The 10,968-nt window shown below is 69.1% G+C and carries 11 protein-coding genes; 4 read left to right on the top strand and 7 right to left on the bottom strand.

Going from position 1 to position 10,968, the window contains the following annotated elements:
- Nucleotides 1-158 precede the first annotated feature (158 nt).
- The 3 genes from LV79_RS03790 to LV79_RS03780 all read right to left on the bottom strand — a co-directional run bounded on the left by LV79_RS03790 (nt 159) and on the right by LV79_RS03780 (nt 2,324).
- Nucleotides 159-635, bottom strand: a complete 477-nt coding sequence (locus LV79_RS03790; RefSeq protein ID WP_253832054.1) for a hypothetical protein — start codon at nt 633-635, stop codon at nt 159-161.
- Nucleotides 636-704: 69 nt separating this feature from the next.
- Nucleotides 705-905 (bottom strand): hypothetical protein, encoded by a 201-nt coding sequence (locus tag LV79_RS03785; RefSeq protein WP_253832052.1) that lies wholly within the window; start codon nt 903-905, stop codon nt 705-707.
- Between the two features lie 174 nt (nt 906-1,079).
- The gene (locus LV79_RS03780) at nt 1,080-2,324 is read right to left on the bottom strand and encodes an MFS transporter (protein ID WP_253832050.1); all 1,245 of its coding nucleotides are present in this window, start codon (nt 2,322-2,324) and stop codon (nt 1,080-1,082) included.
- A 134-nt stretch (nt 2,325-2,458) separates the two neighbouring features.
- Here LV79_RS03780 and LV79_RS03775 point away from each other — a divergent pair, with 134 nt between their 5' ends.
- Nucleotides 2,459-2,650, top strand: coding sequence for a hypothetical protein (locus LV79_RS03775; RefSeq protein ID WP_253832048.1), 192 nt, complete (start codon nt 2,459-2,461; stop codon nt 2,648-2,650).
- A gap of 54 nt (nt 2,651-2,704) precedes the next feature.
- Here LV79_RS03775 and LV79_RS03770 read toward each other — a convergent pair whose 3' ends face one another.
- On the bottom strand, nt 2,705-4,306 hold the full coding sequence (locus tag LV79_RS03770) for an ABC transporter permease (protein ID WP_253832046.1): 1,602 nt from the start codon (nt 4,304-4,306) through the stop codon (nt 2,705-2,707).
- Nucleotides 4,303-5,202 carry an ABC transporter ATP-binding protein gene (locus tag LV79_RS03765; RefSeq protein WP_253832043.1) on the bottom strand — a complete coding sequence of 300 codons (900 nt, stop codon included), beginning with the start codon at nt 5,200-5,202 and terminating at the stop codon, nt 4,303-4,305. The genes LV79_RS03770 and LV79_RS03765 overlap by 4 nt, the downstream gene beginning before the upstream one ends.
- 62 nt (nt 5,203-5,264) lie before the next feature.
- Here LV79_RS03765 and LV79_RS03760 point away from each other — a divergent pair, with 62 nt between their 5' ends.
- A complete protein-coding gene (locus tag LV79_RS03760) occupies nt 5,265-5,738 on the top strand; it encodes a GbsR/MarR family transcriptional regulator (protein WP_253832041.1) in 474 nt (157 codons plus the stop codon).
- On the opposite strand, the gene LV79_RS03755 is transcribed toward LV79_RS03760, so the two are convergent.
- A complete protein-coding gene (locus tag LV79_RS03755) occupies nt 5,735-6,187 on the bottom strand; it encodes an SRPBCC family protein (RefSeq protein ID WP_253832039.1) in 453 nt (150 codons plus the stop codon). The genes LV79_RS03760 and LV79_RS03755 overlap by 4 nt on opposite strands.
- Nucleotides 6,188-6,306: 119 nt before the next feature.
- Between LV79_RS03755 and LV79_RS03750 the strand changes: the two genes are divergently transcribed.
- Nucleotides 6,307-7,959 carry a DUF885 domain-containing protein gene (locus tag LV79_RS03750; RefSeq protein ID WP_253832037.1) on the top strand — a complete coding sequence of 551 codons (1,653 nt, stop codon included), beginning with the start codon at nt 6,307-6,309 and terminating at the stop codon, nt 7,957-7,959.
- Here the strand turns inward: LV79_RS03750 and LV79_RS03745 are convergent.
- A complete protein-coding gene (locus LV79_RS03745; protein ID WP_253832035.1) occupies nt 7,956-8,750 on the bottom strand; it encodes a DUF8017 domain-containing protein in 795 nt (264 codons plus the stop codon). The two genes, LV79_RS03750 and LV79_RS03745, sit on opposite strands and share 4 nt — an antisense overlap.
- Nucleotides 8,751-9,024: 274 nt before the next feature.
- On the opposite strand from LV79_RS03745, the gene LV79_RS03740 reads away from it, so the two are divergent.
- The gene (locus LV79_RS03740) at nt 9,025-10,233 is read left to right on the top strand and encodes a thioester domain-containing protein (protein WP_253832033.1); all 1,209 of its coding nucleotides are present in this window, start codon (nt 9,025-9,027) and stop codon (nt 10,231-10,233) included.
- The last annotated feature ends 735 nt before the right edge of the window (nt 10,234-10,968 follow it).

Below are 10,968 nucleotides of genomic sequence, written 5' to 3'. Positions count from 1 at the left end.
GTGTTGTCCCCGTCGGAGGCGGCAATCACCTCCGACCGCTGGGGTATCGCGTCACTACATGATTTCTCCCTATGTCCGAGGTGGGCGGTGGCCAACCGGGTGTTGCTCACCGGCTGGAGCCGGGGGACCGGGGGACACGTGCCCAGGAGCGGGCTGGGTCAGGAGGCGATCACCGCGTCGCGGCCGACAATGGCGGCGGAGGCCTCGGTGAGCAGCCTGCCGCTGACGTCCGGATCGCAGCCGACCCGGGGGAGCCGGGCCCGGATCGCGGCGGGGGAGCGCTGCCGCAGGGTGGCCAGTTCTCGGATGACCTCGGTGGCCGACCGACTCGGGGGATGGGCGAGCCAGGCCTCGCGCAAGGTGGAGTCCTGCTCGGCCGACCACGGTTGGTTCGCGTTGCCCACCACGCGCCGCTTGTTCTCCAGGGCGGTGATCGCGACGAGCGCCTCCCGCAGGAGTTTCGCCGTCTCCGCCGCGCCGCCGGGCGGCAGCCGCAACGTGCCCTCGGCGGCGACGCCACCGTGGTCGTCCTTGGCGATGACGTCGATGCCGATCTCGCCGTCGTCATCGGCGGCCACGGTCAACGCGTAGCTGAGGTCCTGTCGCTTGCTGGTGTATTCCAGGTTGAATGCCATGTCCGCGACAGTAGGGATTTCGCGGCGGGGGCGGAGAAAGTTATCCACAGCCCCGATCGGGGGACTTGCCTAGCGGTGCCAGCGGTCCCGGCCCACCGAGTGCGGCTCCTCGGCGGGGTCGTCGGACTCGTCGGTGTCGTCGTCGACCGGGTCGACCCGGTCGCGCTCGGTGCGCAGGATCGTCTCAAGTGTGGTGTTGGCCTTTCGCAGTCTCCAGGCGAGGATCGCCACGGCGACCAGCGCCGCCACTATCCACAGTGCGGTAGCCATCGGATCACCACTCCGCATCAGCCGTTGCCAACCCGCTGGATGGGGTACCACGAAGGCTCCCACCTCACGCACCGGAACGCAGCCGGGCACCCCACTTTGACCACTTGGTCGCGCGGAATCCGCCCCAACGGAGCAGTGATCGGCCGCAAAGCGACGAATCACTCGCCCGAACGGCTACTGCGCGGCCTCGCGCGGTCGCTCCGCGTCGGCGATCTCGGTGATCCCGCGCGCCGAGCGGTCCAGGGTCTCGCGCGCGGGCAGCCACACCAGCGCCGCGACGACCGTCAACCCGCCCGTGACCAGGAAAGCCCAGCCGAACGACAGCCGGTCGGCGAGCACGCCCGCGATGATCGGACCGAGGATCGCGCCGACGTCGGCGGCCATCTGGTAGGTGGCGAGCACCGTCCCGCCGCGGGAATTCCCGATCACGTCGGCCACCGCTGCCTGCTGCGGTGGGGTCAACAGCCCGGTGCCGATCCCGGCGACGGTGGTGGCGACGAGGAACTCGGTGACTGTCCCGGTGAAACCGAACCAGATGGTCCCGCCGGCGGAGATGACCAGCCCGAGCAGGATCAGCGGCTTGCGCCCCCAGCGGTCCGACAGCCGCCCGGACAGCAACAGCATCGCCACGTTGCCCGCGGCGAAGATCGAGAGGGCTGTTCCCGCGAAGGCACCGTCACGGTGCAAGACCTCGGTGATGAACAACGGCACAAGCGAGACGCGGACACCGAACACCGCCCACCCGAGGGCGAAGCTAGAGGTAAGGGCAGCTATGTAACCGCTGTCCCGTAGTGCCTTACGCAGTGGCATGACGTCAGTGCTGTTCTGGCCCGCTGGCGCAAGCAGGGTTGACTTGCGTAAGAACAGCCACACCATGCCAACGGCCACCATGAGTGCGGTGGCGTAAACGAGGAATGGCGCACGCAGCGAGATCCCGATCAGTCCACCACCGACAAGTGGTCCGGCGACGTTGCCTAGCAGGAAGCTTGTCCCCCAGAGCCCGGAGGCCTTGCCGCGCACGTCCGGGGGCGTCAGGCGGATCAGCAGCGCGATGCCGGAGACCGTGAACATCGTCGACCCGACGCCACCGATCCCGCGCAAGGCCACCAACTGCCAGTAGTGGGTGGTGAACGCACAGGCGCCGGTGGTGACAGCGACGATCGTTAGCCCTGACAGGTACACCTTGCGCTCGCCGAGCCGGGTGACCAACCTGCCGCTGACCGGTGCGAACGCGAGGCGGGTGAACGCGAACGCGCTGACCACGATGGACGCGGCGGTGACGCTCACGTTGAAGCTGCGCGCGAAGCTGGGGAGCGCGGGTGCCACCAGGCCGAACCCGATCGCGATGATGAAGTTCGCCGCGACGATGACCCACACCTCGCGGGGGAGCGTCGATGGCCGCTGTCCGGTCGCTGCCACCCTCGGCACCCCTCTCGCATTGCTTAGCCCTGCGAACTATAGGCCGGGGCGTACCAATCGGGCTAATGCCTGTCAGGGTCGGGTCTGGGCGGGGTACGTGGGTGTGGTCACCCGCACTAGCTAAGGAACCGCCGATGTCCGAACCGTTCGACACCGTTGAGGTCATCGCCCTGCTCGCCAAGCTCGCTGAGGCCGAACGCGACGCGCGCGAACTGACCGCCGATGAGTCCTACCGCGATGGCCAGGCGGCGGGGTTGGCGCTGGCCCAGCGCATCGTCCGCGAGCTCGCCAACCTGCCGGTGGAGGCTGACTCGGACCGGGTGTGACCAGACGGCACGGAGGCCGGGGTGGTCACCCGGCCTCCGCTCGTTCCGGCTTCCTTATCCGATGTCGCGACGCCGGAAGGTAGTCAAACCAGCCACGACAGCGACTAGAGCCACACCCGTCAGCCAGAGCAGAGGGGTCGCGGTGAACGTGGTGCCTGGCTGCAGTTTCGGCACGTGCACGAACGGCGACACGTCCAGCACCGCCTGTGTCAGCCCGATCACTGGCCCGTACAACGCGAGCAGCACGGACACCGCGACCACGGTCCACGATCCGGCTACCGCTAGAGCTGGCCAGATCCCGTAGAGCAGGGCAGCGATACCGGCGACGACCCAGACCGCCGGGAGTTGGGCCATGGCCGCGGCCAGTGTGTGCGTCAGTTGGTGCCCGAGGTCGCCCGAACGCAGGCCGTGCGCGAGACCGGCGGCCAACCCGGAAGCGGCCAGCAGCACGGCAGGTCCGACGATCGCGAACACGAGATGGCTGCCCGCCCACCGGATCCGACTGACTCCGGTAGCGAGCACGGACTCCGCGTGGGTCGCGGTCTCTTCGGACCGTGTGCGCAATCCGGCTTGCACCGCGTAGACCGCGCTGAGCATCCCGAACAGGCCGACGATCGCGGACAGGTAGGCGTCGACCAGGCCCTGCGTCCCGCCCATGCGCTCCATGATCTGCTTGACCTGCTCGCTGTCACCCACGAGGCCGCCGATGCCGTCGGCTATGGCGCCGAACATGGCCCCCATGACCACGACGGCGACCGTCCACCCCAGCAGCGAACCGCGCTGCAACCGCCAAGCGAGCCCGAGCGGGCTGGACAGGGACTTCGCCGCAGTGGCGGGCCCAGGCCTGGAAGCGAACAGGCCAGCGCCGATGTCGCGCCGCGGGACCAGTTGGTAGGCGATGGAGGCGACTGCGATGGCAGCACCGACCGCCAACAGGAAGACCCACCAGTCGTCGGCCACGAACGGCTTCGCCTGCTGCGGCCACGCCAACGGCGACAGCCAGGACACCCAACTCGCCGAAGGGGTCGAGTCGCCCAGCGCGCGCAGCAGGAACGCCACCCCCAGGACCGTCGTCGCTAGACCGTTGGCAGACCGGGAGTACTCGGTGAGCTGTGCGGTGACACCGGCGATCGCGGTGAAGACCAGTCCAGTACCTGCAATGGTCAGGCCCATCGTGAACGCACCCGCGATAGGAAGACCCGCACCCGTCATGCCTGCCGCGATGAGCACGCCGATAAGGAGACTGGAGGCGCCTGCGACGATCACGCCTGCGGTAAGAGCGGCGTATCGGCCCACTACGGCGGAACCGAGCAGCTCTAGCCGACCTGAGTCCTCTTCCGCTCGGGTGTGCCGCGTAACGGTGAAGATCGCGAACAGGGCGATGAACAGCGCGAGGAACGAGCCGTACCGCCACGCGCTCCAGCCACCGGGGGTGGACAGGTCGAAGGCGGGTCCGTAGAGAACGGCGACCGAGGGGTTGCTGCCCGTGCCCGCGTTGAGCGAAGCCTTCGCGGCGACGGTCGGGTAGAGCTTCTCGTAGGCCGACACGGTCGACCCGGGGATCACGCTCAGGACCACGATCCAGATCGGCAGGATGACCCGGTCCCTGCGCAGGGCGAGCCGGACGAGGGGCCAGGTCCCGGTCGTGCCGCTCATCGGACGCCCACCTGGTCGTCCTGGTAGTGGCGGAGGAACAACTCCTCCAGCGTGGGCGGCTGGCTCGTCAGCGAGCGGACCCCGGACTCGACGAGCGCCCGCAGCGCCACGTCCAGCTCGCGGGTGTCGACGTCGAACTTGACCCGGTTGCCTTCGACGACCAGGTCGTGCACGCCCGGCAAGGCCGCGATCCCGTTGGGTGGGGTCGCCAACTCCGCGCTGATGCTGGTGCGCGTCAGGTGCCGCAGGTCGGCAAGGGTGCCTGTCTCGACCGTCTTACCCGCGCGGATGATGCTGACGCGGTCGCACAGGGTCTCCACCTCGGCCAGGATGTGGCTGGACAGCAGAACCGTCCGCCCGCGGTCTCGTTCCTCCCGCACGCAGTCTTGGAAAACCGACTCCATCAGCGGGTCAAGACCGGACGTGGGCTCGTCCAAGACGAGCAGGTCAACGTCAGAGGCCAGAGCAGCGACTAGCGCTACCTTCTGCCGGTTGCCCTTGGAGTACGTGCGGCCCTTCTTACGGGGGTCTAGGTCGAACCGCTCCAAGAGCTCGTCGCGTCGGCGCTGGTCAAGTCCGCCGCGCAGCCTGCCCAGCAGGTCGATGACCTCGCCGCCCGACAGGTTGGGCCACAGGGAGACGTCTCCTGGCACGTAGGCGAGGCGGCGGTGCAGTTCGGTGGCGTCGCGCCACGGGTCGCCACCGAGCACGGTGGCGCTACCCGAGTCGGCGCGCAGCAGGCCGAGCAGCACGCGGATGGTGGTGGACTTGCCCGCCCCGTTCGGGCCGAGGAAGCCGTGGACCTCCCCGGTCCGCACCGTCAGGTCGAGACCGTCCAGCGCGCGGGTCCGGCCGAAGGTCTTGACCAGGCCGGACACCGAGATTGCGGTTGTCATGGTTCAGAACGTACTCTCCGTTCACAACTTTGTGAACGTTCAAAACACGGTAACGTTGTGATGTGGATCGGAAGGGTGAGGCAGTGGCGGAAGACCCGGTGGCGCACTACGTGGAGCGGTTCGCGTTGCTCTTGTCCGACGCGGGCATGCCCCGGATGCCCTCTAGGGTGTTCACGCGGCTGCTGGTCACCGAGTCCGGCAAGGCCACCGCGACCGAGCTGGCCGAAGCGCTGCAGGTAAGCCCAGCGGCGATCTCCGGCGCAGTGCGCTACCTGGAGCACGTGGGCATGATCTCGCGCGGCCGTGACCCCGGGCAGCGCCGCGACCACTACGCGGTCCCCGACGACGCCTGGTTCGAGGCGATCATGAACCGGGACAAGGTGCTCGCGGCGTGGGCGTCGGCGATGTCCGACGGCGCGGAGCTGCTCGGCGCCGACACGGCCGCGGGCAAGCGGATGGCCACCAGCCACCGGTTCTTCGAGTTCCTGCGCCGCGAGATGGACGAGTTGACCGCGCGGTGGCGCGCCCAGCGCTAGCGCTCGGCCGCCTGCACCAGCCGTTTCGCCAGGTCCTGGATGAACGAGCGCAGACCCGCGCGGACGACCGTGCCCGTCCCCGGGATCCGCTCCACGAAGCTGATCCGCCACACCAGGTCAGTGCCACCGCCGTCACGCGGGATGAACGTGACCTCGCCCCGGTAGTCCTTGACCGGCGATGCGGACCGGAGCACATAGACGTGCCGTCGGTCCTGTTCGTACTCGACTGTCTCTTCGCGTACCAGCACCGGCTTGCGGCCCAGGACACGGATAGCGCCAACACCACCGGGTGAAGGATCGCCCTCGCGTTCCAGGTACGACTCGGCCACCACCGGTCGCGCCCACTCCGACCACCTCCTGCCGTCGGAGACCAGCGTGAACAGGGTCGCCGCGTCGGCGCTGCTGCTCGTGGTGATCTCGAAGGCGAAGGTGCGTTGGCGCTCGACCATGGGCGGCCTCCCGGTGCCGGGGCTGTGGACAACGCAATCGTTCCACCCCGGATCCGGCGTAGCCTCCCCACCAGGCGAACAGCCACGCTCGCAGACCAGGACCGGATGAGGGGCCAGGCATGACGACTGCCGACGACCGCGTGCTCGCGCTCGCCGACGACCTGCTGGAGCTGCAACTGGCCGCCGAGCCGCTCGGCGCGACGCTGCTCGGCGTGCCCGGGTACGACGACCGGCTCGCCGACGTCTCCGAGGAAGCCGGGCTGCGCCAGCGGGCCGCCGCCACCGACATCGCCGCGCGGGCCGCCGAGCACCCAGACGACCTCACCGCCAAGGTCGTCAAGCAGCAGGCCGAGGCCATCGTCGACCGGGTCGACGCGCGCATGGTCGAGTACACGATCAGTGACATCTTCGTCGGCCCTGCCGCATCGCTGCTGACGTTCTTGCCGATGGTGGTGCTGCCGGACGCCGAGCGCGCACAGGCCTACCTGAGTCGGCTGCGTCAGGTCCCGCAGCACCTCGAGCAGGTCGCCGAGCGGCACCGCGCCGGTGTGGCCGCGGGCCGGGTGCCGGTGCGCAAGCTCGTCGACTCCGCCATCGCGCACCTGGACCGGTACCTGGGCGCGGACCTCCAGGCCGACCCGTTGCTGGCCCAGCAGCTCGCGGGCGAGGACAACGGCTTCGCCGCCGAACGCGAACGCGTAGTGGCCGAGATCGTTCGACCGGCCTTCGCCGCCTACCGCGCGGTCTTGGTCGACGAGATCGCCCAGCACGGTAGGCCTGACGAGCGGCCCGGCCTGTGCGCGCTACCGGGTGGCGACGAGGCCTACGCAGCCCTCTCGCGCGTGCACACGACCGCGGACCTCACCCCTGAACAGCTGCACCAGACCGGCCTCGATGTGATCGCGAGCCTGCGCGAGGAGTACGCAGAGCTCGGCTCCCGCGTCTTCGGCACGTCCGACCAGGCCGAGATCTTCGACCGGCTCATCACCGACCCCGCGCTGCGCTGGCGCGACGCCGACGAACTGCTCGACCACGCCAGGGCCGCGATCGAACGCGCCGAAGAGGCCGCGCCGCGCTGGTTCGGTCGGTTGCCCGGTCAGCGTTGCCAGGTCGAGCCGGTCCCTGCGGCCGAGGCGCCAGGTGGGCCTGCCGCGTACTACATGCCGCCCTCTCTCGACGGCCTACGTCCCGGCGTCTACTACGCCAACACCGACCGGGCCCACGAGCGCGACAAGTTCCTCGCTGAGGTCACCGCGTTCCACGAAGCCGTGCCCGGCCACCACTTCCAGCTGACCATCGCGATAGAGCTAACGGAGCTGCCCCTTCTGCGCAGGCTCGCCGACGTCAACGCGTACGCCGAGGGTTGGGGCCTCTATACCGAACGCCTCGCCGAGGAGATGGGCCTGTACTCCGACGACGTGGCTCGCTTCGGCATGCTCGCCATGGACTCGATGCGCGCGGGCAGGCTCGTCGTCGACACCGGCCTGCACGCGAAGGGCTGGAGCCGTTCCCAGGCCGTCGACTACCTGCGGGCCAACACGCCGCTGTCCGCGCTGGAGATCGGCAACGAGGTCGACCGCTACATCGCCTACCCGGGCCAGGCCCTGTCGTACATGGTCGGCAGGCTGGAGATCCAGCGCGTGCGGGCCGAGGCGGAGGCGCGGCTGGGCGACCGGTTCGACATTCGCGCCTTCCACGACCTGGTGCTCTGCGGTGGTCCGCTGCCGCTGAAGGTGCTCGACGAGGTCGTGTCCGCCTGGTCGGGCGTCTAGCGCAGGGTCGCCCCGGAGAGGATCGCGTCGACGGCCGCCTCGGTCATCGGCGCGGGTGTCTGCGGGCCGCCCGCCAAGTCCGCCGCGACGACCAGTAGCGCGATGCCGCGCGGCCGGTCCGCGGTGGCGTTGTCCAGGTCGATGGCCAGGATCGCCACCTCACCCCTGGTCGACGCGCACGTCGGATCGGCCGGTTTGGCCGTGACCACGGCGGTAGCTACAACGGCCTTCTTACCGCCGACCTCGAGCTGACGGATGTCCGGCTCGGCCACTGTTGCGCCGGGGAAGTACACGCGGCTGAAGGCTGCCGTGAAGGTCTTGGCCGTCTTCTCCGCCGTGATGTCCTTGTCCGAGGGGTTCTGCGCGGTCGCACTCGTGGCGAATGCCCTGCTGTAACCCGTGCCACCGCAGCTGTAAGAGCCATAGGCAGCCGTACCGCTGAAGTCCACCCCGGCCACGGTCGGTTTTGCTGTCGCGTCCACCTGCCAGTTAGTGGGAACGCGGTAGGTCAGGTGCGCGTCGGGATTGTTGATCACTCGCCCCGGTGCTGACGGCGTCGTCGACGTGCGCGTCGGCCTGGAGGTCGTCGTCGGCGGGCGTGATGTCGGCGTGGACGGCCGGGCCGCTGTGGTGGACACCACTGCGACGTCGTCCGGCTCGTCCCCCGAAGAGCGGTTGACCAGCGCCAACACCACCACGGTCACGACGACGGCGACGATCACGACGCTGCTGAGCACCATCGGGAGCCGGGACGCCCGTGGGGGTCCGCTGTTGTCCTGCCAGCCGGTCACGCGGCGAACGATAGCTGTCCGCAGGCCCGGGGAATTGCCCTTTCAGTTGGTTACTCTCCGCATAGCTGTCACCGTCTCAAGTGAACATATGACAACACTTTGGACTCAGATCCGCCCCCATTGGTGGGATTAATTGAGCGCTTAGTAGAGTCCGCCCACGCTGACGTGTCGGTTCGACCTCTATCGGGTGAGTCGATCTTTGTGCAGGTCAGTGGTGGCGGCGGTGCCGCGCCCACGTTCACGGATCGACCTTCACGTGCTCAGAGGAGAGTCAATGCGGAGTCGTTGGAAGGTGGCCGCGGCCACCTTGTCGCTTGCCGCGGTGTCGGCATCGTTCGCCGCCCTGCCCGCGGCGGCGGCCGAGCCCGTCAAGGGGACCCTGCAGCCGCTGTCCGAGGCCGTGGACGGCTACGCGGTGAACATGGTCAAGGGCGCGCACAGCCAGACCAAGACCCCGTTCCTCCTCGACTTCAAGCTCACCAGCGGCGAGCACCTCGCCGTCTACTGCGTGGGCATCGACATCGGCTGGACCTTCGACAACGAGGCCATGACCGAGGTCCCGTGGGGCGACTACCCCGACCAGAGCGCGCCGTTCAAGGCGAACGCCAACAAGGTCAACTGGGTGCTGCACCACGGTTACCCGAACGCCTCGCTCGCCGCCCTGAACGGGCTCGGCCTCGACACCAACGCCGACGGCATCGAGCTCGACGAGGCCATCTCGGCCACCCAGGCCGCGCTCTGGCACTTCAGCGACGGCTACAACCTCAACCCGCAGGACCCGGTGAACGGCGGCGGCAACTCGGGTGACGACGCCGAGAAGGACGTCCTCGCGCTCTACAACTACCTGGTCGGCCCGGCCAACGTCGGCATCGGCGAGTGGACCGCGGGCGCGCTGAAGATCAACCCCGGCTCGCTGTCGGGCACCGCGGGCGAGCGCGTCGGCCCGTTCAAGGTCACCACCAACGGCACCGTCACCGCGCTCAACGCCCAGCTCCCCGCCGGTGTGAAGATCACCGACGACAAGGGCAAGGTCCTCGCGGCCGCCGACATCAAGAACGACACCGAGTTCTATGTCGAGATCCCGGCAGGCGCCGCCGCGGGCAACGGCACCGTCAAGCTCTCCGGCAAGTCCCCGGTCATCGAGCTCGGCCGCCTGTTCACCGGCAAGCACGCCAACGGCAGCAACGCCCAGCCGCTGATCGTCGCCAGCTCGGACACCAAGAACCTCGACGCCACGGCCAAGGTCGACTGGAAGGTCAAGCCGACCACCCCGCCGTCGACCTCGACCACGCCGCCGACCACGTCGACCACCACCACGGTCCCGCCGACCACGACCACCACGGTCGCCCCGGCCCCCCAGCCCAGCCCCGGCCTCCCGGACACCGGCGCCTCCATCCTCGTCCCCGCCCTGGCAGGCCTCGCCCTCCTCGGCGGCGGCGCGGCCGCTCTCCTCTACGTCCGCCACCGCAGGCGCTCCGCGTAGTCAGCTGATCTGACCGATGCCCTCCCCGGATCTCCGGGGAGGGCATCGTTTTTTGTCCACTGTGGACGTTCTGGTCTTGTTGCCGACCCTTGATGATCACTCGCGGACCGACTTGCCCGCCGTCGCCCCTCCCTGCGGAGCGACCGTGCCTCTGACCAGCGGATTCATGTCTTGGACCTCCCGAATATCCCCTCTTATGGGTGACAGAAGTTATCCACATGTGGATCTCTGCGGGGGTGCTTTCAAGATCAACTGTCGGTGGGTCCCGGTAGACTGGCCCAGGGACGCCCCCCGGAGAGGGTGGGGGCCGGGCTGGGGTGGGACCGCGCGCGGGCGCGAAGCGGGGGCTTGGGTTAAGAGGCGAGGTTGTGCCCTGTCGGGGGGCTGGACTCGCGACTTGGGGTTGTCCGCTGCGCGAAGCGAGGGCGCTGGGGCGGGGTGCTGGCTGGGGTTGTCCGCTGGCGCGAGGCGAAGGCGTTGGGGCGGGGAGCGGGCTGGGCTGCGGTTGTCGCTGGTGCGAAGCGAGGGCGTTGGGGTGCGACGCGGGGCGTTGGAGTGGGGGTCTGTTGCTGGCTTTCTGCGCAGGTGACGTGGGCGAAGCTGGTCGAGTCGGGCTGGCTCTGAGCTGATCCGGCAGGGGGAGTTGGTAGAGCGGCCGGGTCGGGTGGCGGGGCGTGCGGGGCTCGGGCTTCTCAGGGGTAGCCGGGATTTGGGCGCGTGGTGGGGTGGGGGCGC

The sequence above is a fragment of the Actinokineospora globicatena genome (assembly GCF_024171945.1).
GTDB lineage: Bacteria > Actinomycetota > Actinomycetes > Mycobacteriales > Pseudonocardiaceae > Actinokineospora > Actinokineospora globicatena.
The sequence above is the reverse complement of the archived record's forward strand: the minus strand, read 5'-3'. Positions and strand labels throughout refer to the sequence as shown.